Raw genomic sequence first — 25,969 nt, forward strand, 5'->3', positions numbered from 1 at the left:
TCAACGGCGACCAGTTATTTTTTTATTATAGTTCAAGAACAGCGTTCTCGGCACCAGCGTAATCATTCCACTGGTAACGGTCGGCCGCCTCGTCGTTTACATAGTTACCGTCAACCAAATAACGGAACTCATAAGAACTCTCGGTCGCTAGGTCAAAAGTACCTTTGAACGAACCGTTCTTTAATTTCTTCAACATGCTGCCCTTAGGGTTCCAATTGTTGAAATCACCCACTACAGCCACTTTTTTTGCCTCTTCTGCAGGTACCGTAAAGGTTACCTTGCATACCGGCTTGCTTTTCAAGTATTGTTTCTTTATTGCCATGATGAAATAATTTTCGAATTAAAATTCAGGACAAAGCAAAATATAAAAGCATTAGCAGTCAATAGGTTAGATACGATTTAGCAATTTTTTAAAAAACCGATCCCAAGATGGGCCGCTTTATCAAAAAAGAGATGCGATTTTGAGCTATTCATCAAACAAAAGCACTTTTTTAACAATCATTAACAACCGTTAACAATTTTTGCAAGCTCTTCCAATTCTTGCAAAGTGTTGTAAAAGTGAAAGCTAAGTCGAATTCCATCGCCTCTTTGGGCGCAAACGATATCATTTTGCCTCAAATGTTCAAGAAGGGTTTTATCTCCTTTTATATTGAAAATGGTACTGTGGGCAATTCTCTTTACTACGGCTTCTTCCAACAATCCCATATCTCCAAAAAGTTGCTTGCCGGTTTCAGAAAGGGCTTTGTTATGGTTTCCTATTTTTTGAAGCCCGACCGCTTCTAAAAAGCTGAGCGAAAAATTCAGGCTTCCGAAAGTAAGGGAGTTCAAATGGCCCGGTTCAAAATGTTTACAAAACCGAAAGTTGTCCTTTTTGTCAAAATCTCCCTCAACTGAACCAAAACCAACAGATTTTGGCATAAATCGCTCTTTGCTCTTCTCTTTAAAGAGCATAAATCCGTTGCCATAGCCCGAAAGCAACCACTTATAACCGCTGGCTCCAAGAATATCGATGCCCGATGCAGAAAAATCAAAGGGGAACATACCACAAAACTGTGTGCCATCGGCAACAATTATCAAGTCTTTGAATTCATTCTTCAAATCCTTTAGAAAATCGAGGTCAATGAGAATTCCGTTCAGCCATTGCACCAAGCTCAATGCCAGAATATCGATATGCCTATTTTTGACCGCCTCATAAATTTGGGACTCCAAATCATCGACCATGGCCAAATATTCAATATCAAAGTCTCGAAATTCAAAGGGCCAGTTCAGCGAAGGATAATCGTTGCTCAACAGCAATACCTTGGCTTTTTTTGGAAAAGAGTCCAACAACATGTTTAAGCCAATGGTGAAATTGGGTGTCAGGGCTATATTTTCGGTAGGGCAGCAAAAAAATGAACCCAAACTTTTTCGCGTTTCCGAAATAATTTTTAGTCCTTCGACGAACAGCCCACTTGCTTTCATCAGCAAATCGAGTTCATGTTCTTGCCGCCATTCAAACAGTGAATCGTAAAGCGGACCAGCGGCTGCGGTATTTGCATAAATACCATGCTGTACCGCAGGGAACTGTTTCCGTATTTGGTCGATTGTCACTTTACAACGCCTGTTTTCGGTTATCTTTGTTGCTAAAGATAGCCAAAGATGTTCTCGAAAAAGAAATCAGATCCTGAAATAGGCCTTGAACAACATGAGCTGCTCGAAAATGCCCAAAAGCGGATCAAACAGAAGAAACGATTATTTTCACATTTCGTCATTTTTTTGATCGGAAGTGTTTTTTTGGTGCTCATCAACAAAATTTTGAAGTATGGTGAATCGTACGATTGGTTTATTTGGGCCATCTTGGCGTGGGCTTTTTTGTTTTTGATCCATGCATTCAACGTGTTCGTGACCCACAAATTTATGGGACAGGAATGGGAACGCCTACAGCGAGAAAAATTGGTCGCCAAGCAAAAACAGCGTATTTCAGAACTTCAAAAAGAAATCGAGACCGATTTTCCGATGTCGGGCATCAATAAAAAAAAAGAGCAGTGAGGTCATTGAGCGAAGTCGAAATGAGCAAACTCATCATCATTGCAGCCGCAGGCGAAAACAACGCTTTGGGCATCAACAACGATTTGCCTTGGCACTTACCCGATGATTTCAAGCGGTTCAAGCAATTGACCTCTGGCCATAAAATCATAATGGGTCGAAAAACATTGGAAAGTTTCCCTAAACCGTTGCCGAACCGAGAGCATATCGTGGTGACCAGCCAGAAAAATTACAGTCCGAAATTCGAATGCCGAGTGGTGCATTCATTGGAGGAGGCCATTGCCCTGACAAAAAAAGATGAACGATCTTTTATCATTGGCGGCGGTGAAATCTACAGACAATCGATGGATTTTGCCACCCATATCGAGCTTACCCGTATTCACGCCGATTTTGAGGCAGACACTTTTTTCCCTAAAGTAGATTTGAATGTTTGGCAATTGGTCAAGCAAGAATATCATCCTAAAGATGAAAGACATCAATATGATTTCACGTATCTGACCTATACTAAAAAGTAGGCTATCGCGGATTATTTGGTGTTCGGCCAATCAAAATTCTGAAGTTAATGACCATATTTCCACTACTTGTACCAATTCCATAAAGGTAGAGTACCAAAACCAAATAATCTTGAATCTTGGCTTTACTCAATTCTTTAATAATAAAAACGCAATAAAAAGAAAGACATTTTTACATCTTTTATCTTTGCCATACGTTAAGAACCGGATATGCGTTTCATCAGTATGTTTTTGGCCTTTCTGATACTGTCATGCCATCTTTATGGGCAGACAAATGAGACTACCGTCGATAGCCTTGAACGGGTCTTAAAGCGGTTTCCTTCCCTAAATAAGGAGCGTGTCGATGCTTTGAACGATTTGGGCTATCGCTATTGGATCGTCAATTCAAACAAGTCCGTTTTAAATGGCACCGAGGCTTTGACATTGGCCAAAAAACTTGTTTATCCCCAAGGAATTGCCAAAGCCAAGCGGGTTCTCGGAGTAGCCTATTGGACACTTGGCAAACCCAAACTTGCCCTTGAAAACTTGACCGATTGTCAAAAAACATATGAGGAGGTCAGTGATTTGGAAGGTGCTGCCAATTGTTTGATGAACAGCGGAATGGTATATGCCGATATCGGAGACTTGGACAAGGCACTGGACATTTATGAACGCTCTATCGAAAAATTTACCCAGCTCGATCTGAAATCGCGCATTGCCACCACCTTCAACAAAATTGGTTTGGTACTTATGCAAAAAAATCAACTCACGGAAGCAAAAGAGTATCTAACCAACGCATTGAACATGCATTCCGATGACAAGTTTTTTTATGGTATGGCCGAAGCCCATAGTTTACTGGGCAGGCTGTTCATTCTCGAAAATGAGTTGGAACAAGCCGACTACCATTTGAAAAAAGCAACGACTTTGGGAGAGACCGTAAATGATGTCGACGGATTCATTGGCAATCTTATACAATATGGAAAATTACAGCGTCTAAAGGGGGAATATGAAGATTCAGAAAACCACTTGTTGGAAGCTTTGGAAAAAGCCGAGCAAAATAAATTGCGTAAATATATTTTAGAAGCCTATCAAGAACTTAAACTATTAAAAAAAGAGCAAGGCCAGTTGGAAGAATCACTTTCATACTATGATGCATTTATCAATTTAAGGGATTCGATTTATGATATCGACAAATCCAAACAGATCGCTGCACTAGAATTCAATAACGAACTTACCAATAAAGAAAAAGAAATTGAATTGCTTCAAGAAACCAAGCATTCACGTACATTGATGAATGTTTTTCTGTCTCTATTACTGGTGACCCTGGCCATTACGGCATTGCTTATGTTACGACATCAAAAGCAACGCGAGAAAAGGGAAACTGAACTTTTAAAATCAAAAGAGGCGTTGGCTCGAACAGAATTGGAAAATGCAGCATTGAAGCAACGTGAATTGCGTCAACAATTAGAGTTCAAAAACAAAGAGCTTACCTCGTACACCTTAAATTTTGCACAAAAAAACGAACTGTTTCTACAACTACTCGAAAAAATAAATCTACTTGCAGACACAACCCAGACCAAACGAACAAAATTGCTTTCTGAAATAAAGCGTACCATAAAACAGCAGGTCAACGTTGACAGGGATTGGGAAGATTTTAGGCGGCATTTTGAAGAGGTCCATACCGACTTTTATAGCAGATTAAAAGAACTGCATCCAGACATCAGTGCAAACGATTTGAAAATTTCTTCGCTCACGCGGCTGAATCTGAACATAAAAGAAACGGCGAACATTCTAGGCATTTCACCTGAAAGTGTAAAAACCGCACGTTATCGCCTTCGGAAAAAATTGGGAATAGAACCCGATAAAGAGCTCTTGGATTACTTTTTAGACATTGAAAAAGCGTAATCATACGCCTTTCACCCTTTTTCTTCATCTTATAAAGTTAAAATTCTACACTTTGTAAATATTTGTTTATCAAATACTTACATATTTTTGTCCACTTCATGTTCCCCAAAATTTAAGGCAATCGATTTTTTGTACACTTCACGTATTGGACCGTACACCAATGGTCTACCCCATTTGTTTTCAACATCTTGACTTCCGAAATACTTTTGCCCTTCGAAAATTAAAAATTGTGAAAAGATGAACAGTCCAAAAAAAATGATGGAAGACCGCACGACCGTAAAGGTCATATGGTTGAGAAGAAAAGAAAACGTAAAAAGAAAGTTGCACAGAAAACTATTTTAAATGAAAGAAGTCTTGGCAAGTTTGCCCACACCTACAGAATTGATTTTTAATCCGATATCATACATCATATTTGCCATGTATGGTGGCCTGATGCTCTGGGAGACCCTTTTCCCTGCACGACGATTGCCCAAAATCAGGTTTTGGAAACTAAAGGGAATGCTGGCTTTTGCCTTTTTCTTTTTCCTATCCTCATATCTGCCTTTGTTTTGGGATGGTCATTTGGCCAATTATCAGGTTTTTGACCTGACCAGTTTGGGAACTTTTGGTGGAGCCGTTGTAGGGATACTCGTTTATGAATTTGGGGTCTATGTATGGCACCGTGCCATGCACAAAAGTGACACCCTTTGGAAGATATTCCACCAAATGCACCATAGCGCAGAACGTTTAGACAGCTATGGGGCATTTTACTTCAGTCCGATGGACATGATTGGTTTCACTTTTCTAGGAAGTTTGTGTTTGGTAGTGGTGGCAGGATTTACCCCAGAGGCAACAACGTTGATAATTCTGGGGACCACGTTCTTCTCCATTTTTCAGCACAGCAATATCAAAACCCCTAGATGGTTGGGTTACATTATACAAAGACCCGAGGCCCATGCCATTCACCATGCCAAGGGCATCCATGCCTACAATTACTCTGATATTTCCTTATTTGATATCATATTCGGTACGTTTAAGAACCCAAAAAAATACGAACATGAATCGGGGTTCTATCACGGTGCATCAGATAAGGTGTGGAAAATGATAACCTTCAAGGATATAAGTAAAAAATAGAACTTATGGTATCGATGAAATGGAAATGGTCGATAGTAATTTTCAATTTGGTCATGCTGGCATTCGTATCCTGTAGCAAGGAAGGGGAAACGGAAAGTCCCTTGCCCAATGACCCGAAAGAAGGGGTGATTTTGCTCCCACTAGTGATTCATGTAGTACACAATGGCCATGAGATTGGGGAAGAAACCAATCTTTCAATTGAGCAAATCGAAAGACAAATAGAGATTCTCAACGAAGATTTCAGAAGAAAGGAAGGGACCAAGGGGTTTAACGATCATCCCGATGGGGGTGATGCCATGATTGAATTTGTATTGGCCAAACGAACTCCCGAAGGTTTGCCCACCAATGGGATAAACCGAATCGACACCACAAAGATTGCAGAACCGTTACTTGGGCACAGCTTCAACGACTATGCGAAAATTGGGTATTGGGACCCGACCCAATACATCAATGTTTGGATCGCTCCGTTGCCCGAATCGTTCGAATGTATACTATCAGGACAGGCAACGGGCCCCGAGACAGACCTTCCCGGAACTGAGTTTTTGAGTTTGCCAGGTCCGGGGGATGCTGAGGGCATTATCGTCAACTGGAAAAGTTTTGGGGAATCGGACACAAATTGCCATACCAAATACGGAAGGACACTGACCCATGAAATGGGGCATTATTTGGGGTTGTTACATACTTGGGGGGCAAGTGATTGTGAAAACAATGACTATTGCGATGACACTCCTGCAGTCGACAAGCCTGTTTTTGGCAGCCAGCCCTTTTTGGGTTGTAAGGGAGAAACCGTCATGATGGGCAACTATATGAACTGGTCCCATGATGAGGTCATGAACATATTCACAAAAGACCAAATAGCCCGAATGCACTATGTGTTGGAAAACCATGAAGGGAGAAAAGCACTACAAAGCAGTCCGGCATTGGATTGACTTTAACAAGGCGATGGAAAGAACGAAACACTCCTGATCATCCCAAATTAAAACGAATCACTTAGAAAGCTCCTTCTTTCATTCATGCCCTTCCTATTCGGTAAGGGTCTTAATTCATTTCATTAAACAAAAAATAAAATGGAAAGATCTGGTTTTTCCAGCAAAGTTGGATTTATAGCCGCAGCCGCAGGTTCTGCTGTTGGTCTGGGGAACATTTGGAAGTTTCCCTTTGAAGTAGGTGAAAGCGGAGGTGCCGCTTTCGTGATCGTTTATCTGGCCTTTTGCCTTATTCTTTGTTTTCCTTTAATGGTAGCTGAAATTGCAATTGGTAGAAAGGCCCAGAGAAATCCCGTTGGCGCGTTCGTTGCCCTGGGATATGGCAAATGGTCTATTGTGGGCAAGCTGGGCATCTTGTCCTGTGTACTGATTTTGTCTTTCTATAATGTAGTTGCGGGTTGGTGTTTTGGCTATTTTGTGGAAATCTTGTTGGGTAATTTTTCCATAGGTGAGCAGTTCCCCGTTTTCGTTAAGGACATTATCAAGGTGGGAAGCTATTCCATTCTCTTTATGGCGACCACAGCTTATATAGTATCCAGAGGAATTTCCGGGGGAATTGAAAAGGCCGCCAAAATATTGATGCCTGTTTTGTTCACTATCATTTTGGTGTTGGCCGGCTATGCCATGACCCTGCCCGGTGCATCAAAAGCGACCCAATTCTACCTTTTTCCCGATTTTTCAAAGATTACCGGTGAGGTGGTCTATAATGCCTTGGGGCATGCATTCTTCTCCCTCTCTTTGGGGATGGGGGCCATGATAACCTATGGAAGCTATGTGGGCAAAAAAGACAATATCATTTCTTCCGCAGTGGCCATAACCCTACTGGATGTGGGAATCGCATTTATGGCAGGACTCATGTTGTTCCCAATGGTAATCTCGCAAGGACTTGATGCACATGGAGGTGCCGGGTTGGTGTTTATGTCACTTCCTGGGGTATTTGGTAATATGGGTCCCGTCATGGGCTTGGTAGTTGGGATTTTGTTCTTCCTACTATTATCTTTTGCAGCCCTGACATCCACCGTGTCCATATTGGAGATTCCCGTTTCCTATTTGGTCGACGAAAAAGAGATGAAAAGACCAAGAGCGGTATGGCTGGTTGCAGCCGGAATTTTCGTCTTGGGAATACCTTCATTGTTATCGAACGGTTATTCAGGTTTCTTCACAAAGTTTATCACCTACTTTGGAGCATCTGACCCAACTGATTTTATGACATTCATCTCTGATGTGGCCAGCAATTCATTCTTGCCATTGAACGGCTTTCTTATAGCTCTTTTTGTGGCTTTCGTTTGGAAAAAGGAAAATCTGTTCGAAGAGGTTTCCAACGGAAATAAGCGTTTCGCAAATACCCTGATTGCCAATTTCTTGGGGTTCTCCATCAAATACTTGTGTCCGTGGATTCTCGGAATCGTCTTTGTCCTGAATGTTCTGGACACATTTTTTGGGCTGACCCTATTTGGATAATAGCATGGCTACCCATGAAATCAATAAGCCACTAGCTGTTTCCAGAAAGTTTGGCAAATTTGTACTCAGAGTCTGCCTTACAAACCATAGAAAAACCAAAGAACTTACAGCGTTCTTGTTGTTTGTTGTCATAGAAATCGGACAGACACTAAAAAAAGAAATCTAAGAAACCCGAAAAAGATATGAAGCATGTTAATCCGAGAGGCCACACATAACGATTATGATGCAGTATGGGATATTTTCAAACCGGTTATAAGCACAGGTGACACCTATGTTTTTGATCCGGAAACCCAAAAATCCGATTTAAAATAGCATTGGTTTTCAAGTGCTGTTCGAACGTACGTCTTGGAAAAAGAGAAAAAGATATTGGGCACCTATATCATTAAACCCAATCAGATTGATTTGGGATCACATATTGCCAATGCCAGTTACATGGTACACCCAGAGGCAAGAGGCCTGGGAGTTGGCCAATCGTTGGGAAAGCACTCGTTGATCACAGCAAAAGAACTGGGGTTTCTTGGGATGCAGTTCAATTTTATAGTGAGTACCAACAAAGCGGCAATAGCGCTATGGATCAAATTGGGTTTCAAAATCATCGGAACCGTTCCAAAGGCATTTAAGCACAACCGTTTGGGATTGGTGGATGCTCATATCATGTTTCGGGAACTTTAGTCTTTGAAGTGCAAATGACTTTTTCGAAGACTTTGTTTCAAAGTTTAAGCACTTGTAATGCGTATTGAAGTACCAAAGAACCCACATTTTATAAGGATACCAAAAAGTAAGCCTACAAATACGCCACTAAAAATCCAAAAAGGATATTTTGGTTTCTTTTCGATTTACAAACGTATTTAAAACGGTCAAATCTTTGTTCGTGTAGAATACATACTGCGGATTTCTACTGAGTGCAGAATTCAACAGTTCTTTTTTTTCCAAAACATTTTTTGTCTGTCTCGCGACAGCTTCACCTGAATCGATGATTTTGACATGTGGGGGCAATAATTTTTCAAGCACAGGAATCAGATAGGGATAATGTGTGCAGCCTAAGACCATACAATCAACATTCTCTTGTACCATTGGGTGTAGATAGCCTTTTAGAAGTTGCTCGGTCTCTTCAGAAGCTGTCTTGCCCGCCTCTATCAGTTCTACCAATCCCCTGCCTTCTCTTTCGAACACTTCGATCCCTGAAGCGTGTAGCTTTGCCGTACTGTTGAAAAGATCGCTTGCCAAGGTACCTTTGGTGGCCAACACCCCCACTTTTTTCGTCTTGGTCTGTAGGGCAGCCGGTTTAATGGCCGGTTCTATACCGATAAAAGGCACTGAATAATGCTCGCGTAGATAGTCAATGGCATTGGTCGTTGCGGTATTGCAGGCCACCACTATAAGTTTACAATCTTTTTCGAGCAAGAGTTCTACATTGTTGATACAGCGTTCAAGAATTTTCTCTTTTCTTTTTTCACCATAGGGCGCATGTCTACTATCGGCCAAGTAAATGGTGCGCTCGATGGGCAGCAGCTTTGTGATTTCCTTCCAAATGGAGGTGCCGCCTACCCCAGAATCAAAAATACCAATAGGTGAATCCATATTTCAACAAAAAAACCGCTCTCTTTAAAGGTAAAGAGAACGGTTCCAATATCCTTATCAAAATGATTTTAGAAGCCCAATTCTTGCTTGACCTCGGGCAACAAGTCTTTTCCTTTTGCCACAATAAGGCTCAACCCCGGGCTGGCATCGATAACATACTCATAACCTTGGGCGGCCGCTACCTTCTCAATGGCAGTTTTTGCCTTATCGGAAATAGGGGCAAACAGTTCTTGCTGCTTTTTTTGCATTTCTTGCAATGCCGCTTGACGCGCTTCTTGAATGTTTCTTTCATGGCCTTGAAGCTCAAGGGCACGTTTTTCGTTTTCTTCTCGCGTTTTTGAAGCAGACTCATTTTGGTATAATGTAGCTTTATTCTGAAATTCTTTAAAAGATTCTTCAATATCAGCTGTATAGGTTTCCTCTAACTTCTTCAGTTCAGCCTGGGCGGCTTTCATCTCGGGCATTTCAGACAACAGCTGTTGCACGTTGATATGGGCCACTTTACTTTGTGCATTTACAAAACCCGTAACTGCTACAAACAATACCAGTGCTACGGCGATCTTCTTTACATTTTTCATGATTCTAAGTTACTATTAATTGAGTATTTTACTTTTAATTTAGTTTTTGCCTTTATTATTGATTCGTTGAATCTTTCTGCTGTTCTTGGGCCTTTTTACGCTCTTCCAGTTTTGCCTTACGTCTGGCTTCTCGTTCTTCCAACAATTTCTGTCTTCTTTCTTCGTATGCTTTTTTGCGTTCTTCTCTCAATCGCAATGCCTCTGCCCTTCTATCTTCGGCCGCTTTTTTCTTGGCATCTTTTGCCTCATCGGCCTTCTCTTGACGTTCTTTCAAGGCTTCACTGATCTCTTTGTCAACTTCGGCCTCTTGCTCTTGAAATTCTTTCAATCGGTTGTTGAGCTTTTCTTTTTTGTTTGATTTGCTGACCTTTCGTGTCCTTGCAATTTCCCTCAAAACCAAATCGCTGATATCGTGTCTTTTTTCGGAGTACAACATTACGACATCTGCTGATTTATCGAAAATAAAATCATATCTTTTGTTGCCTCCTATTTTCTGCACCTCATTGAAAACCTGGTCTTGTATGGGCTGTATCAGCAGTTGTTTCTGCAGTACTAAATCACCTTGAGGGCCAAACCTGTCTTGTTGATAATCCAACATTTCTTTTTCAAGAATCTGGATTTCCTCTTCACGTTCGGTAATCAATTCGTCAGTGAGCAATACCTTTTCGGCCATCAAATCTTTCTTCATCTGCTCGATAGTGCTCTGCTTCAGCTCAATCTCTTGTTTCCACTTAGCGGCTTTTGTATTCAATTGTTCGCTGGCTTCGCGATACTCTTCGACATTCTCAAGAATATACTCCATATCAACGTAACCAATGCGAACGCCTCTTTGTGAAAACCCAAAATAGGATGCTAAAACACAAACCACAAAAAAAAGAACTTTTCTATTCATTTTGAATTTCCGCTTTGTACATTGAAAATATCGTGCCAAAATTAAGAATTCATTTAAAATGAGGTATTTAGCTCAAATGAAATGGCCCATTATTTTCATATTGGTTAAAATTGTTGACCGATGATGAAGTGGGTCTGCCAACCACTTGGGCCTACAGAACCCGGATTGGCATCTGTATCGAAGCCATATCCAAAGTCTATTCCCAAGAGACCAAATGCCGGCATAAAAATTCGCAGCCCCAATCCAGCCGATCTCTTTAACTCAAACGGATTAAAGCTATTAAAATTGTTAAATGAGTTACCGGCTTCCAAAAAAGCAAGACCATAAATAGAAGCCGATGGTTTCAGGGTAAACGGATACCGCAGCTCTAACGAGAACTTATTGTATATCAATCCACCCTCGCGTTCTTGTTGACCTGTAATGGGGTTTACGCTCAACGGGGTCAGTGAGTTGTTCTCATAACCTCTTAACTGCACTATATCACGACCATCCAAAGTAAAATTACCAAGGCCATCGCCCCCGACAAAAAATCGTTCGAAAGGTACATCCCCGATATCATTGTTATAGTTGCCCAAGAAACCAAACTCAGCATTGGTACGCAGTACCAGTTTATCGACCAGTCTTGTGAACCAATCACCACGAAATTTCACCTTGTAGTATTCCAACAATTTAAAGCGCTCTTCTTCTATTTCTTGTAGTTCGTTGATCTCGGCCGTCGTAAGTGGGGTTCCATCGGTGGCACTTTCAGCAATCTCATCGCTTCTCTCTTTCAGAGCCTTGAAGTCTTTGTTGCTGAAAAGTGAGTAAGGGGGTGTAAATTTCGCGGTAATCTCGAAATTAGAGCCTGTTAGGGGAAATATTCGGCTAGGCCCTTGTGAGCTTCTTGAAATACCGAGAGTATACGTCAAAGCATTCGAGGTACCATTACCAAAATTGAACAGGCCAATGTTATAGTCATTGAAATCATATAATTGATACCCCAATGCATGGGATATAGTAAAAAAATCATCTGGCCATTGCACCCTCTTGGCCAAACCTGCCGAAACGCCAGTGATTGAAAAGCCCCGATCTCTGTCAACCTCAAACCGATTTCTACTCGTCGGGTCAAACTCGGTCGCAAACTGTTGGGTTCTTGAAAATGAGAGGTTAAAGCGCACAGGTTTTTTGCCACCCAACCAGGGTTCGGCAAAGTTTAAGCTATATACCCTAAAAGTTCTGCTCGCCTGTACACGTAACGCAAAGGTTTGCCCATCACCCATGGGCACAGGTTTGTATGCTTTGCCATTGAAGATGTTCTGTAGTGAGAAATTGTTGAATGAAAGACCCAAGGTGCCAATAAAGCCACCACCGCCATAACCACCTTGCAATTCTATCTGGCTTGACCCCGACTCTACAAGACTATATTTTATATCTACTGTACCCGCATTCGGGTTTGGATTTTCAACATCAGGTACAATTTGTTCTGCATCAAAGAAGCCCAACTGGCCTAGTTCCCTTATACTTCTAACTATATTTTCTTTGCTATATTTCTGCCCGGGGCGGGTTCTTAGTTCTCTATAGACAACATGGTCATTGGTTTTGTCGTTGCCCACTACCGTGACATGATCAAGAAAAGTCTCCTTACCTTCAATGATCCGTATCTCAAAATCGATGGTGTCATTGACCGCTGAAACTTCAATAGGGTTTATTCTTGAGAAAAGATATCCGTTGTTCTGATAGAGATTGGTCAAATCTTCTGCATCAGGCTTTGAATCGTCTGCTATACGCTCTTTCAAGAGCACACCATTGTAAGTATCTCCTTTTTTGATTCCCAAAACTTGACTCAAGCGTCTATCCGTATAGACTGAATTGCCAACAAATTCTATGTCGCCAAAGTAATACTTGTTGCCTTCTTCCAGTGCAATCTTTAATTTAATGTTCTTTTCATCGACCTTTATAAAGGTATCTGACAATATTCGGGCATCTCGATAACCTTTTTCGGCATACGTATCGATAAGGTTGTCTAAATCTTCCTTATAGTCTTCCTCGATATACTTTGATTTTTTCCAGAAACGGTAGAACTTCTTTTTCTTGGTATTCTTCAGTGATTTTCGCAATCTCTTATCGGAAAACTTTTCGTTACCCTCAAACTCAATGGCATTGATTTTGACCTTATCGCCTTTTTTGACACTGATCACCATGTTCTGGGTATTGGTGCCGGTCGTATCAGGGGCGGTTACAATGTTCACTTTTGTATTGAGGTAGCCCTGTTTCTTGTATTTATTCTGCAAAAAGTTCTTGGTATTGGCGATCAGGCTCTCCGTAATCTTCTTACCCTTTTTTAGGTCGGTATCGTTGATGATGTCATCTACCTTGCGTTTTTTGACCCCGTAGATGGTAACATTTTGCAATGTAGGACGCTCTAATATATTTAGCTCAAGAAAAATCTTCTCGCCCTCAATTTTTGTGTAGTACATAGAGACATCGCTGAATAGTTCGAGTCCCCACAATTTTTTGATGACCCCACTGATCTCTTCACCAGGAACCATGATTCTCTGACCGATCCTAAGACCTGTATACGTCTTTACCGTTTGCTCGTTATAGCTTTCAAGACCCGTTACCTCTATTCCGGCCAGAACATATTCTTTGCCACTTTCCAATGAGGTTTCTTGGGCTTGGAGTAGAGGTTGGCACAGAATTAGTAGAAGTAAAGCTTTTAAGTGTCGGCACAGGTGTTTCTTTAGTCCGTCAACTGAGTTGTTCGCTAGTTTTTCCAAATCTTCGTTCTCTATTTTGGTAACTTAAGATAGCTTGCATCAAATGTTGCTCACTAAAATCGGGCCAAAATACGTCAATAAAATATAATTCTGCATAGGCTATCTGCCAAAGTAAAAAATTGCTTATCCTGTGTTCGCCACTGGTACGGATAAGCAAATCGACGTCTGGCAAAAAATGCGTGTAAAGATGGGCATTTATAACGTCTTCATCAATATTTTCAGGTGAAATTATGTTATTTTTAACTTTGGAACTTATAGCTTTTACGGCCGTTTTTATCTCTTCCCTTGACCCATAGCTAAGTGCCAATGTCAAGGTCGTTCCAGCATTTTCTGATGTCTTTTCAATGACCTCTTTCAATTCGTTTGATGCTTTCTTGGGGAGCGAGTCCAATCTTCCGACAGCATTGAGACGAATATTGTTTTTATTGAGGGTTTTCAGTTCTTTTCTAAGTGATGCCACCAAAAGGCGCATGAGTGTTTCAACCTCTAACTTGGGGCGATTCCAGTTTTCGGTAGAAAATGCATAGAGTGTGAGGTACTGTATTTGCAGACGGGCACATTGCTCAACAGTTCTTCGCACGGCTTCGACGCCATTCTCATGACCGAAAATGCGCATCTTGCCCCGTTGCTTGGCCCATCGTCCATTGCCGTCCATGATAATGGCAACATGTTTGGGAAGCTTATTAATGTCTATTTCTTCATTGTTGTTCATCTTACTCAAAACAATCTTGGCAAGGCTTGCGTCCAAAAGTATATGTCAGGGTAAACCCTGAGAAAACATACCAATCATCGCTCAAAATGTTACCGAACCTAAATTGTTCAAAGTTAGAATTTTCAGGATTACTGGCATCTAAATTGTCGGTAAAGGTGTAACGCGCCCCTATTTCTGCACCCAAGATTAAAAATTGGTTGAGGCGAAGTTTCGCCCCGACCGTCATGGGTATGGCAAAGCTACCATCTTTTTGGCCAATATCCTGCACCTGCAATGCATCAAAATAATGGAAATCGTATCGAAAATATGTAACCCCGGTATAAAGGTAGGGCGTGAAGGCACGACCCAGCTTGTGAAGATTGTACTCCACAAAATTAAACTCAAGGCCCGCGGAAATCTCCAGCACCGAATTATCGATCACATATCCTCTTTGTTGACGTGAAGACTTGCTCGATTTGGTATCATCAGCTGTGAAAGAACCATAAATTACACTGCCGCGCCAAGCATATCGTTTACTTTTGTTCCACTTGAAAACACCTCCAAAAGCGATACCTGACGGCAATACGTAGTTGGTTCTACCAACATCGCCGATCATGTTCGTTCCGCCTCCAAATAGGCCAATCTCGTAGGTCTGCGCATTCATTTTAAAAACGATGCACATGAAAAGCAATAACCATTTTCTCATATAGATATTAAAAGTGTAGTAATGAGTGTGCCAGAAATTCGTCTTTAGACCTATTACGGATTGTTCTCTTTGTTAAACAGTTTTTGGGCCTTTTTATTGTTTGGGCACCTATATCAATTACGACGATCTTCGCCCCATAAAAGTTTGTTACGAAGGGTCTTTAAGAAGCTTTCTGATTTATATTCCACCATTTTGATAGCAAACGATGATTTCTTTATGGTGATTTGCTTGCCATTGGGTATTGTGGCAATGCGTGAATCAAGTGAGACCAAGTGATTTTCTTCCCTACCTGAAACAATAAGCCTAATCTCGGTATCATCGGGTATGACCAAAGGTCTCGCGTTAAGGTTATGCGGTGCAATAGGCGTTAGCACAAGGGCTTTGGTACTTGGTGAGATAACAGGCCCTCCGCAGCTCAAAGAATAACCTGTAGAGCCGGTTGGTGTGGAAATAATGAGCCCATCGGCCCAATATGAGGTCAGATATTCTTCATCGAGGTAGGTTTCAACGGTTATCATTGAAGTGGTGTCTTTACGGCTGACGGTAATTTCATTCAATGCAAAATTCATATCGCCGAACTCGGGCACTTCAGAGTCTAAACAAATTTCAACCATACTGCGTTCTTCGATGGAAAAAGCCCCGGCAGTAAATTCGGTGACCACTTTTTTGACCTCCTCCTTTTTAAAGGTTGAGAGAAATCCTAAGCGACCCGTGTTCACGCCCACGATGGGGATACCCAGTCGACCGATATAAGTTATCGCCCGAAGCATGGTACCATCTCCTCCAAAACTTACAAAAAGATCGAATGATCCATCTAACCCTGATTGTTGATCAAAGGTGCCATGGCCCACTTTTTTTCCATCAAAGAGTTTTTTGTTGAACTCTTTTTCAATATAGATCTGGGCTTCGACATTTATCAGCTCATCGTAAAGGGTCGAAACATAAGAACGGTCGTCTTCATGAAGCACTTGACCATAAATCGCGACTTTCATTCTAAACGTTTAGGTATTTGTCAAGGTAGTCTGACCGTTGTTTCAAATCTTCCATGAACTGGTCATCATTGTTTCCAAAGAGTATGGTATAGTTGTAGCGCCTGAATGTTTGGGTGATCTCATTGAGGTTGCCGTTGTTGATCTTCATGGTAATCTCGATGACATCGTTTTGGTTTCCGGTCACAAAAGCACCCAATAGCTTGGCATTATTGCTCTCGACAATTTGTGATATCTCACTAAAAGAATAGTCTTTGATACCTTTCGCCACCACTAAAATTCCACCAGGTTCGGTGAAAAAGGGCGTGCCTATGAAAGACCCCACCACATCGTTCAGATAATAATAGCCCATCAACGTATTTTCACCTGACAATACCGGTGTTACATTGGCTTCATTTCTTGCAAAATTTTCAAGCACATCAAGCCATGATGTTTCCTTGGTCACATGAAAGGTCTCCAGTGAAAATCTAAACTCCTCGATTTTTTTGTCGGGCTCGAAGCAGCCAAGGTCATTTTCTGCCAGCAAGCCCAAATAAGTACCATCCTCAACTACCCCGATGTGTGAGAAAGTGGTTTCCTCGAAAAACTTAATGACCTCTTTCAAGGTATCCGATACCTCAAAAACGGGAAGTGTGGTCAATATCTGGTCTTGAATCTGCATGGGTTTTAATTGAAACGCAAAATACGATTTTTAAATCGCAAAAGGTGTGCCCATTTTGTATTTTTGCCCTCTTAAAAAGACAGGCCCAATGACCAAACTCAGTGTCAACATCAACAAATTGGCCACCTTGAGAAATTCAAGGGGTGGCAATATGCCCGATTTATTGCAATCGGCAAGGGATATAGAAGCGTTCGGTGCCCAAGGCATCACCGTTCACCCTAGGCCCGATGAGCGCCATATTCGTTACCAAGATACCCGAGCGTTGAAAGAAATCGTCACCACAGAGTTCAATATTGAGGGCAACCCGATACCAAAATTCATCGATTTGGTACTTGAGGTCAAACCCACCCAGGTTACCTTGGTACCCGATGCCGAGGATGCCATCACCTCAGATTCTGGGTGGGACACGATAAAGCACAAAGATTTTCTTGTGGAGGTGATAAGCACTTTTAAAGAGAACGGTATACGAACCTCTATTTTCGTCGATCCGGTCGCAAAAATGGTCGAAGGTGCGGCAAAGACCGGTACCGATCGCATAGAATTGTATACAGAAAACTATGCCAAGGCTTTTGCAAAAGGTGACAAGGCGGGCATCAAGCCTTTTGTGGAAGCTGCAAAAGTGGCACACGATACGGCACTGGGCATTAATGCCGGTCATGACCTAAACCTCGAAAACATTCAATTTTTCAAACAAAACATACCACATTTGTTAGAGGTTTCCATAGGGCACGCACTGATCTGTGAGTCAATTTATTTAGGCCTTGAAAATGTTGTTAACATGTATTTACACCGCTTGAAATAATGCACACCTTACATTCAATTATTCTTGGGGAAGGAACACCGCTTATCATTCTACATGGCTTTTTGGGGATGGCAGATAATTGGAAGACCCTTGGTACGCAATATTCTGAAAATGGGTTTCAGGTGCATTTGGTCGACCAACGGAACCATGGCAAAAGTTTCCATTCAGATTATTTTGACTTTGAGATCTTGGCCGATGATATCAAAAACTATCTACATTACCACGGGCTTTCCTCAGCAGTGGTCATGGGGCACTCAATGGGCGGCAAAGTGGCAATGCAGTTGGCAGTCGATTTTCCTGAAAGGGTCGATAAACTGATAGTGGCCGACATTGCCCCGAGATACTACCCGCCCCACCATCAACACATTATGGATGCCTTGAACAAGCTTGACTTTGACACCATTACATCACGGAAGCAGGCTGATGAAGCGTTGGCACAATACTTTCCCGAATCGGGGATTCGACAATTTTTGCTTAAAAACCTATATTGGGTGACCAAAGAAAGATTGGACCTTCGCTTTAATCTGAAAGTGCTTCAGAACAAGATGGAAGAAATCGTTGAGGCCATTCCGCCCCATTCCACCTACTCAAAACCCACACTGTTCATCATTGGAGACCGTTCTGAATATGTTCAGCCGTCAGATCATGGCATAATCAAAACCCATTTCCCAGAGGCCATTATTGAAACCGTTGAAAATGCAGGGCACTGGCTACATGCCGAAAATCCAAAAGAATTCTTTAGAAAATCAATGGCTTTTTTACAACGCTAAAGCGTACTTTGCGAGTAAATATCATATAGAACGTCTCTCTATCACAAAGTCAGGCCGCCAATGTTTTTTAGTGCAAGGCTCTGTGCCCGATATCGATTGATACGAAAAATCCTTACTTTTATATGGATGTCATTGGGCATCTCTTTTTTGTACGTTAAAACCTGAATAGCATGAAGTCAATACTTAGAATTTTGCTCAGTGCCCTCGCCGTGGTCATCTTGTCATATGTCTTGCCCGGTGTAGGGGTCGATTCGTTCACCACAGCCATTATCGTGGCCATTGTCTTGAGTTTGTTGAATTTCTTGGTCAAACCCATTTTAGTGATTTTGACCTTGCCGATCACCATTGTCACCCTCGGTCTTTTTTTATTGGTCATCAATGCCATTATCATTCTGTTGGCAGCCAAATTCATCGGTGGTTTTCATGTCTCTGGCTTCTGGTGGGCCATTCTGTTCAGCTTGCTTCTATCGCTGTTGCAATCAATTTTATATTCCCTTTTGAAAGAGGACAAATAATAGTGGTTGCACGACCACTAAAGGAAACTTAAAAACTTGTGGCAGTCAGTTTAATATGCTAATTTTGCCACCCTTTTTGAGGGTTAAATCAATGCAGATGAACATCACGAAAGAACAAATTGATGAATTGAACGCGGTGGTCAAAGTGGCCATCAACAAAGATGATTATGAAGAGCGGGTCAATAAAATATTGAACGACTATAGAAAGCAGGCCAATATTCCTGGGTTCCGCAAGGGGCAGGTTCCTCTCGGGCTCATAAAAAAGCAGTACGGTAGGGCCGTATTGGTCGATGAAGTCAACAAATTGCTGCAAGACAATCTGAACAAATACCTTACAGAAGAAAAGTTGGATGTTTTGGGCAACCCACTTCCCAAACAACAAGATGATTTTGATTGGGAGAGCGATGAGTTCGCATTTGAATTCGAATTGGGTCTCGCCCCAAATTTTGAGGTAGAGCTAAAGACCAAAAAACCGGTTGTACAGTATAAAATTGTCGCTGATAAAAAGATGGTCGAAGAGCAGGTTGACCGTATCAAAAAGCAATATGGTAAATTGTTGGCCAAAGACCTTGTTGAAAAGGGGTTTGAAGTCACCGGAACCTTCGCCAACGAGGAAGAAGAAATCGAGAATAAAGCTACCATTGAACTAGACAAACTCAAAAGCAAAAAGGCCATTGATGCTTTGGTAGGAAAGAAAGTAGGCGATATCGCCACCCTTAAAACCAAGGGACTTTTCAAAGAGGACTATATGCTTTTGGGCGCTTTGGGCATCAACCATGAAAAAGGCCAAAAGTTAGATGTTGAAGTGACCCTTACGATTGAAGAAATCAATGAAAGACAACCTGCGGAATTGAACCAAGAGCTGTTCGACAAACTCTATGGAAAAGACAAGATAACCTCTGAAAAAGAGTTGAAAGAAAAAATAAAGGAAGATAGCGAGAAGCAGTTTGAGCAACAATCAGACCAGAAGCTTTTGAACGATGTCACTGAAAAGCTGATTGAGACAACATCGTTTGACCTACCCTCTGAATTCTTGAAAAAATGGATTCAGATCAGTGGCGAAAAGGTACTCTCTGAAGACGAGGCGAAAGATGAGTTTGAACGCTCTGAAAAAGGATTGAGATATCAATTGATAGAGGGCAAGATCATCAAAGAGCACGATCTTCAGGTACAGCTCGAAGAGCTCAAAGAATTTGCCAAGGGCTTCATCAAGTCTCAAATGGCACAGTATGGCCATATGGACCCTCAAGAAGAAGAACTTGAAAATATTGCCAATCGTGTGCTGGGCAATCAAGACGAGGTCAAAAGGCTCTCTGAGCAATTAATGAGCCAGAAATTATTGAACCTCTATAAAGAAAAGGCCAATTTGAAGACCAAGGAAGTGACCTATGACAATTTTGTAAAAGAAGTGTATCAATAATTTACCAAATAAAATAAGTATCTTTACAGTGCCGAAAATGCTATTTTCGGCACCTTTTTTTTAAAACCTTTTGATTTAAATCGAATGGATTACGGTAAAGAATTCAAAAATTACGCCACCAAACATCGTGGTATCAACAGCCTATATTATGAGCAACTGGTCAGTAGCCTGTATCCAGTGAACATGACGCCCAATATCATCGAAGAACGTCAATTGAATGCCATTGCCATGGATGTCTTTTCACGTTTAATGATGGATAGGATAATCTTCTTGGGCACGGGCATCAATGATCAAGTGGCCAATATCGTGCAGGCGCAACTGTTGTTCTTAGAGAGTGCCGATGCCTCAAAAGACATACAAATCTATATCAATTCGCCAGGCGGAAGCGTTTACGCAGGTCTTGGCATTTATGATACCATGCAGTTCATCAAACCAGATGTCGCCACTATTTGTACTGGTATTGCCGCATCGATGGCTGCCGTTTTGCTCTGTGCCGGCGAAGCGGGCAAAAGAAGTGGTCTGACACATTCGAGGGTCATGATACACCAGCCCATGTCAGGGGCCCAGGGCCAGGCCAGTGATATCGAGATTGCGGCCAAAGAAGTGCTTAAGATAAAAGACGAACTCTACCATATCATCTCAAAACACTCAGGTCAGCCGTTCGAAAAGGTATATGAAGATAGTGACCGTGATTATTGGATGAAAGCCGAGGAAGCCAAAAAATATGGTATGATCGATGAAATTTTGGTAAGGGAAGATCAATAAAACGACTTATCCGTAAGCCAATAACCTGTTTTTGGCTAAACTTGTAGAACAAAACATAGTTTTCAACGTTTAGAAACAGCAGTTAATTCTGATTTTATGGCAAAGGAGAATCTGGAATGTTCATTTTGCGGAAGAAAAAAGCCCGAGACCAATCTTTTGATTGCAGGTCTTGATGCGCACATCTGCGACCGATGCATCGAACAGGCCCATACGATCGTTGCCGAAGAATCAAAGCAATCGAAGAGCAACGACCTTTCCTCTGAATTGGTGCTGAAGAAACCCATGGAGATCAAAGGTTTTCTAGACACCTTTGTCATTGGGCAAGAGCGTACCAAAAAAGTGATGTCAGTAGCTGTTTACAATCACTATAAGAGACTTTTGCAACCAAAGGGCAATGAAGATGATATTGAGATACAAAAGAGCAATATCATCATGGTTGGTGAGACGGGTACCGGCAAGACCTTGATGGCAAAGACCATAGCAAAAATGCTAAATGTACCTTTGGCCATTGTCGATGCCACTGTATTGACCGAGGCAGGTTATGTGGGAGAAGATGTTGAGAGCATTCTGACCCGATTGCTTCAAGCGGCCGATTACAATTTGGAAAAAGCGGAAAGAGGCATTGTCTTCATCGATGAGATAGATAAAATAGCTCGAAAGAGCGACAACCCTTCCATCACCCGTGATGTTTCGGGCGAAGGGGTACAACAAGGGCTTTTGAAGCTATTGGAAGGTACTTTGGTCAACGTTCCGCCGAAAGGGGGCAGAAAGCATCCCGATCAAAAATTCATCGAGGTCAACACCGAGAATATCCTTTTTGTCGCAGGCGGTGCCTTCGATGGCATTGAGCGCATCATCACCAAACGTCTCAACATGCAAGCGGTAGGTTACAGTGCTTCAAAGGCAGAAGACGACCTTGATAAAAAGAACATTCTTCAATACATTATTCCAAAAGATTTGAAGGAGTTTGGGCTCATCCCCGAAATCATCGGAAGATTGCCAGTGCTTACACACATGAACCCTTTAGATGAAAAGACACTTCGGGCCATTTTGACCGAGCCCAAAAATGCCATCATCAAGCAATATGAAAAATTGTTCGATATGGATGGCATACAGTTTACCATCACCGAACAGGCCCTCGACTTCATTGTTAAAAAAGCGGTTGAATACAAGCTTGGTGCCCGTGGCCTTCGATCACTTTGCGAAGCCGTTTTCACCGATGCGATGTTCACCCTGCCCAGTACCGACGAACAAGAATTCAAGGTAACCAAGGCTTACGCAGAAGAAAAACTATCGCATGAGACCGTAAAGAAATTGAAAGCGGTTTCTTAGTTAGATCAACTGGCGTTTCGGGTCACTTTTTGTAGCAACTCAAGACAGATATCCCCTATGATTTTTTCATCGGTATAGAGCTGATGGCCAAAACTGGGTATAATACGTAAACTTACCCCTACTTCCTTGGCCCATTTCATATCTGGCTTGAATTTGTCACATTCGCCATAAATCAGATTCAGCTCACAATCGGGATGTTCTTTTTCAAACCGTACCCTTGTGGCCGAGAGGGCCGTCAGAGACTTCATGGGCAGTCCGCTTAAGGCAGCTTTCCAGACGATGGTGCCCCCCGTACTGAATGCTAGATAATGACTGGCCTTTTCTTCCTTTTTTAAAAGATGGGCAGCGGCCGTTTCAATACCGCCATTTACAAACGCTTCATGAATGTTCTTTTCGGTACAGATAGGCACATCAAGATTGGCCAATTGTTGGCAATCATAAAATGAAATATCGTAGTACTGTTGAAGATAGCCAAAGTAAGAGGTGATCCAGAGGCCCTTTTTGACCCCCCACATGTCAGAGACAACAACAAGTTTTTCAGCCATAACTTTAATTTCTGTTTGGTAGTAGTAAGGTTATATTTAAGATGAGGGAACTATCTTATCGGTTCAAACTTCAGCCATAATGAACACAAAACCATATTTTTTTGTTCAAAAGAGAGATTTGTTCGATAAGAAGCAAGAGTTTACGAAAACGTTTTCGTAAATAGATGTTATGGACAGTTTCCCCTAGGATCTAGGGACTATTATTTGGTGATTCCGTTCATTTGCAACAGTTCTTCCATATACTTGCGATTATTGCACAATCTAGGAATTTTATGCTGCCCGCCCAGTTTATCATTGCATTTCAACCACTCATAAAAAAGATGTTCTCGGGCCACGTGTATCTTGGGCATGCCCAACGTCATGTTGTTGTACCGTTTGGCCTCGTAATCTGAATTCAGCGACTTCAGGGCATTGTCTAAAAACTCGGTAAAGTAATCAATATCTTCAGGCGGTTTGCCAAATTCGATCAGCCATTCGTGCCCCCCTTTTTCACTTTGGTTCATAAAAATAGGAGCAGCGGTATAGTCTTTTATTTGGGCGTTTGTCTTCTTACAGACCTGCCTTAGTGCCTCCTCGGCATTTTCAATGATCAATTCTTCACCGAAAGCGTTTATGTGGTGTTTTGTTCGGCCCGTGACCTTTATTCGGTACGGACTCGTAGAGGTAAAGCGTACGGTATCCCCAATCTTATAACGCCACAAACCTGCATTGGTGGTAATGACCACAGCATAATTCACTCCCGTTTTGACTTCCCAAATAGGAATGGCCCGTTGGTTTTCCTTTCCATATAAATCCATAGGAATGAATTCATAGAAAATACCGTAATCGAGCATCAAGAGCAAGTCATCGGCATTATTGCGATCCTGTATCCCAAAAAAGCCCTCAGAGGCATTGTAGATCTCATAATACCTGAAATGCTTACGGGGCAGTAATTTCTTGTACTGTTCTTTATATGGGGCAAAACTGACACCCCCATGAAAATATACCTCTAGATTGGGCCAAATCTCGAAAAGATGGTTTTTTCCCGTTGTTTTGATCACTTCATTGAGCAAGACCAACATCCATGACGGTACGCCCGCCATACTGGTCACGTTTTCGGCCACGCTTTCTTGAATTATGGCACCCAACTTCGACTCCCAATCGCCCATCAGGGAAACCCTGTTGCTCGGCGTACTACTGTATTCGGCCCATAATGGCATATTATCGATGAGAATGGCCGACAAATCACCAAAAAAAGTGCCGTTGTCTTCGTACAGTTCTTTACTGCCCCCCAATCGCAGGCCCTTGCCAGTGAACAACTGTGAATTTTCGTTGTTGTTCAAATACAGGCACAACAGGTCTTTACCCGATTTGTAATGGCAATCTTCAAGTGCCTCGATGCTCACGGGAATAAACTTGCTCTTCGCATTCGTCGTACCGCTACTTTTTGCAAACCACTTGATCTGTGTGGGCCAAAAAACATTTTGTTCTCCCCTTCGTGTACGCTCTATGGTATTCGCAATGCCCTCGTAATTCACTATGGGTAACCTGTCGGAAAAATCTTGATAGCTGTCAATTGATTCAAAACCGCATTGCTTGCCCAGTTCGGTATCTTTGGCGAATGATACCAATTGTTGCAACACCTCGTTCTGCACCTCATCAGGATATTTCAAAAAGAGCTCTATTTGGTGGTAGCGCTTTTTGAGCAGCCAAGAGGCGATCGAATTGAACAACGGTATGGGCATTTTTGGTATATTTAGCCGAGCAAGCGGTAATTGCTAAAATAAGAAACTTCTCATTTTTTCACCCATGTTGTACGAAGGCGTTTTACGAAAAATGCACACCGAAATCGGTTCACCGGTTCAGTATTACCTACTGTTCGAAAATGATTTTTTGAACATGAACCAAGCCCTTGACAAATCATTGAAGATCGAATTCATCAAATTTCAGTGCTTGAACTGCGGCGAAGATTTACCGATCTACCGTCAGGGGTTCTGTAAAACCTGTTTTTATGAAACCCCGGTCGCTGGAGACTGGATCATGAAACCCGAACTCAGCACGGCCCATTTAGATAAAGAGGATCGCAACCTTGATTACGAAAAAAGAATGCAGTTGCAGCCCCATGTGGTGTATTTGGCCAATTCGAGCAACATAAAGGTGGGCGTGACCCGAAAATCGCAGGTACCCACCCGTTGGATCGATCAAGGGGCCCATGAGGCCATCGAAATCGTAGAGGTGCCCAACCGTTATTTGGCGGGCATTACCGAAGTGGCCCTGAAAGCACATGTAAGCGACAAGACCAGTTGGCAAAAGATGTTGAAGAACGATATCGAAGATCTAGACCTTGTCGAATGGCGCAGCAGGTTGAAAGCCCATGTGCCCGATGAAGTGGCCGAGTATTTTATCGATTCAAATACAGAGACCGAAATCGAGTTTCCGGTACTGCAATACCCTGAAAAGGTAAAAAGCCTGAATTTGGGCAAAACCCCTTCGTACCAAGGCGTTTTAAAGGGCATCAAAGGGCAATACCTCATCTTTGAAGACAATACGGTGTTTAACGTGCGGGGCAGTGAGGGGTATTTTGTGGGGATTGACATCAACTAACTAGCCTATAAAATAAGTATGGCTCATAGCCTATATTGCTGTTTTGCAATTAATTGCGTTAAAAATGTTTGCTGTAGTCTATCAATTTATCGTCAAAGAGAATAGGGAATCTGATTTCATAGATGCATGGAAACAATTAACACGGTTAATTTATGAACATGAAGGAAGTTTGGGTTCTAGACTACATAAACAAACTGATAGGGTTTATCTGGCCTATGCCCAATGGCCCGATAAAGAAACATGGAAAAACTCTGGAAATACACTTCCAGACTCTTCTGGCAATGTTAGGTCAAAAATGAGGGCGTCTTGTGCTAAAATCGAAATTCTGTATGAATTGGATTGTACCGCAGACTTGTTGAAATCAAAACCTAAACCACATTAAGATACGGCTTGGCCTGATCA

26 protein-coding genes and 1 pseudogene are annotated in these 25,969 nt (G+C 42.0%); 15 read left to right on the top strand and 12 right to left on the bottom strand.

The features are described 5' to 3' along the window. Window positions 1-25: 25 nt before the first annotated feature. Together L0P89_RS03515 and L0P89_RS03520 are read right to left on the bottom strand one after the other, a co-directional pair. Window positions 26-322: an isoamylase early set domain-containing protein gene (locus L0P89_RS03515; RefSeq protein ID WP_235267017.1), complete on the bottom strand. Its 297-nt coding sequence runs from the start codon at window positions 320-322 to the stop codon at window positions 26-28. 179 nt (window positions 323-501) lie between these two features. Then, window positions 502-1,590, bottom strand: a complete 1,089-nt coding sequence (locus tag L0P89_RS03520; RefSeq protein ID WP_235267018.1) for an aminotransferase class V-fold PLP-dependent enzyme — start codon at window positions 1,588-1,590, stop codon at window positions 502-504. Between the two features lie 48 nt (window positions 1,591-1,638). On the opposite strand from L0P89_RS03520, the gene L0P89_RS03525 reads away from it, so the two are divergent. The 7 genes and pseudogenes from L0P89_RS03525 to L0P89_RS03555 form a co-directional block, all read left to right on the top strand. Continuing rightward, window positions 1,639-2,028, top strand: a complete 390-nt coding sequence (locus tag L0P89_RS03525; RefSeq protein WP_235267019.1) for a 2TM domain-containing protein — start codon at window positions 1,639-1,641, stop codon at window positions 2,026-2,028. Between the two features lie 20 nt (window positions 2,029-2,048). Further along, window positions 2,049-2,540, top strand: coding sequence for a dihydrofolate reductase (locus tag L0P89_RS03530; protein WP_235267988.1), 492 nt, complete (start codon window positions 2,049-2,051; stop codon window positions 2,538-2,540). Between the two features lie 207 nt (window positions 2,541-2,747). Next, window positions 2,748-4,421: a tetratricopeptide repeat protein gene (locus tag L0P89_RS03535; RefSeq protein WP_235267020.1), complete on the top strand. Its 1,674-nt coding sequence runs from the start codon at window positions 2,748-2,750 to the stop codon at window positions 4,419-4,421. A gap of 342 nt (window positions 4,422-4,763) precedes the next feature. Then, complete coding sequence (locus tag L0P89_RS03540; RefSeq protein ID WP_235267021.1) at window positions 4,764-5,534, top strand: sterol desaturase family protein; 771 nt, start codon at window positions 4,764-4,766, stop codon at window positions 5,532-5,534. Window positions 5,535-5,539: 5 nt separating this feature from the next. Beyond that, window positions 5,540-6,463, top strand: coding sequence for a M43 family zinc metalloprotease (locus L0P89_RS03545; protein WP_235267022.1), 924 nt, complete (start codon window positions 5,540-5,542; stop codon window positions 6,461-6,463). 138 nt (window positions 6,464-6,601) lie between these two features. After that, window positions 6,602-7,981 carry a sodium-dependent transporter gene (locus tag L0P89_RS03550; protein ID WP_235267023.1) on the top strand — a complete coding sequence of 460 codons (1,380 nt, stop codon included), beginning with the start codon at window positions 6,602-6,604 and terminating at the stop codon, window positions 7,979-7,981. Between the two features lie 342 nt (window positions 7,982-8,323). Beyond that, window positions 8,324-8,653, top strand: a pseudogene (locus L0P89_RS03555) (N-acetyltransferase family protein); the annotation flags it as partial. Window positions 8,654-8,779: 126 nt separating this feature from the next. Here L0P89_RS03555 and murI read toward each other — a convergent pair. The 8 genes from murI to L0P89_RS03595 all read right to left on the bottom strand — a co-directional run bounded on the left by murI (window position 8,780) and on the right by L0P89_RS03595 (window position 16,835). After that, on the bottom strand, window positions 8,780-9,562 hold the full coding sequence (gene murI / locus L0P89_RS03560; protein ID WP_235267025.1) for a glutamate racemase: 783 nt from the start codon (window positions 9,560-9,562) through the stop codon (window positions 8,780-8,782). Window positions 9,563-9,630: 68 nt separating this feature from the next. Further along, entirely contained in the window at window positions 9,631-10,140 is a 510-nt protein-coding gene (locus L0P89_RS03565; RefSeq protein ID WP_235267026.1) for an OmpH family outer membrane protein, read from the bottom strand. 55 nt (window positions 10,141-10,195) lie between these two features. Further along, window positions 10,196-11,032 (bottom strand): OmpH family outer membrane protein, encoded by an 837-nt coding sequence (locus L0P89_RS03570; protein WP_235267027.1) that lies wholly within the window; start codon window positions 11,030-11,032, stop codon window positions 10,196-10,198. Window positions 11,033-11,136: 104 nt separating this feature from the next. Next, window positions 11,137-13,788 (bottom strand): outer membrane protein assembly factor, encoded by a 2,652-nt coding sequence (locus tag L0P89_RS03575; RefSeq protein WP_235267028.1) that lies wholly within the window; start codon window positions 13,786-13,788, stop codon window positions 11,137-11,139. Then, window positions 13,760-14,500, bottom strand: coding sequence for an isoprenyl transferase (locus L0P89_RS03580; protein WP_235267029.1), 741 nt, complete (start codon window positions 14,498-14,500; stop codon window positions 13,760-13,762). The genes L0P89_RS03575 and L0P89_RS03580 overlap by 29 nt, the downstream gene beginning before the upstream one ends. A 1-nt stretch (window position 14,501) precedes the next feature. Then, on the bottom strand, window positions 14,502-15,185 hold the full coding sequence (locus L0P89_RS03585; protein ID WP_235267030.1) for a DUF6089 family protein: 684 nt from the start codon (window positions 15,183-15,185) through the stop codon (window positions 14,502-14,504). Window positions 15,186-15,298: 113 nt separating this feature from the next. Then, window positions 15,299-16,177, bottom strand: a complete 879-nt coding sequence (locus L0P89_RS03590) for an NAD kinase (RefSeq protein WP_235267031.1) — start codon at window positions 16,175-16,177, stop codon at window positions 15,299-15,301. 1 nt (window position 16,178) lies between these two features. Beyond that, window positions 16,179-16,835, bottom strand: coding sequence for a CBS domain-containing protein (locus L0P89_RS03595; RefSeq protein ID WP_235267032.1), 657 nt, complete (start codon window positions 16,833-16,835; stop codon window positions 16,179-16,181). Window positions 16,836-16,923: 88 nt separating this feature from the next. On the opposite strand from L0P89_RS03595, the gene L0P89_RS03600 reads away from it, so the two are divergent. From L0P89_RS03600 to clpX, 6 genes are all read left to right on the top strand, one after another. Beyond that, window positions 16,924-17,637 (top strand): pyridoxine 5'-phosphate synthase, encoded by a 714-nt coding sequence (locus L0P89_RS03600; protein WP_235267033.1) that lies wholly within the window; start codon window positions 16,924-16,926, stop codon window positions 17,635-17,637. Further along, window positions 17,637-18,407 (top strand): alpha/beta fold hydrolase, encoded by a 771-nt coding sequence (locus tag L0P89_RS03605; protein WP_235267034.1) that lies wholly within the window; start codon window positions 17,637-17,639, stop codon window positions 18,405-18,407. The genes L0P89_RS03600 and L0P89_RS03605 overlap by 1 nt, the downstream gene beginning before the upstream one ends. A gap of 170 nt (window positions 18,408-18,577) precedes the next feature. Beyond that, a complete protein-coding gene (locus L0P89_RS03610; RefSeq protein ID WP_235267035.1) occupies window positions 18,578-18,922 on the top strand; it encodes a phage holin family protein in 345 nt (114 codons plus the stop codon). 97 nt (window positions 18,923-19,019) lie between these two features. Continuing rightward, a complete protein-coding gene (tig, locus tag L0P89_RS03615; protein ID WP_235267036.1) occupies window positions 19,020-20,342 on the top strand; it encodes a trigger factor in 1,323 nt (440 codons plus the stop codon). Between the two features lie 84 nt (window positions 20,343-20,426). After that, the gene (gene clpP, locus L0P89_RS03620; RefSeq protein ID WP_235267037.1) at window positions 20,427-21,107 is read left to right on the top strand and encodes an ATP-dependent Clp endopeptidase proteolytic subunit ClpP; all 681 of its coding nucleotides are present in this window, start codon (window positions 20,427-20,429) and stop codon (window positions 21,105-21,107) included. 96 nt (window positions 21,108-21,203) lie between these two features. Continuing rightward, entirely contained in the window at window positions 21,204-22,439 is a 1,236-nt protein-coding gene (gene clpX, locus L0P89_RS03625; RefSeq protein ID WP_235267038.1) for an ATP-dependent Clp protease ATP-binding subunit ClpX, read from the top strand. 5 nt (window positions 22,440-22,444) lie between these two features. Here clpX and L0P89_RS03630 read toward each other — a convergent pair whose 3' ends face one another. Next, window positions 22,445-22,984: a hypothetical protein gene (locus tag L0P89_RS03630; RefSeq protein ID WP_235267039.1), complete on the bottom strand. Its 540-nt coding sequence runs from the start codon at window positions 22,982-22,984 to the stop codon at window positions 22,445-22,447. Window positions 22,985-23,184: 200 nt separating this feature from the next. Continuing rightward, a complete protein-coding gene (locus L0P89_RS03635) occupies window positions 23,185-24,708 on the bottom strand; it encodes a GH3 auxin-responsive promoter family protein (protein WP_235267040.1) in 1,524 nt (507 codons plus the stop codon). A gap of 64 nt (window positions 24,709-24,772) precedes the next feature. Here L0P89_RS03635 and L0P89_RS03640 point away from each other — a divergent pair, with 64 nt between their 5' ends. Further along, window positions 24,773-25,567, top strand: a complete 795-nt coding sequence (locus L0P89_RS03640; RefSeq protein ID WP_235267041.1) for a DUF2797 domain-containing protein — start codon at window positions 24,773-24,775, stop codon at window positions 25,565-25,567. Between the two features lie 64 nt (window positions 25,568-25,631). Next, window positions 25,632-25,949 (top strand): antibiotic biosynthesis monooxygenase, encoded by a 318-nt coding sequence (locus L0P89_RS03645; RefSeq protein ID WP_235267042.1) that lies wholly within the window; start codon window positions 25,632-25,634, stop codon window positions 25,947-25,949. Window positions 25,950-25,969 lie beyond the last annotated feature (20 nt).

This window comes from Muricauda sp. SCSIO 65647, assembly GCF_021534965.1.
GTDB lineage: Bacteria > Bacteroidota > Bacteroidia > Flavobacteriales > Flavobacteriaceae > Flagellimonas_A.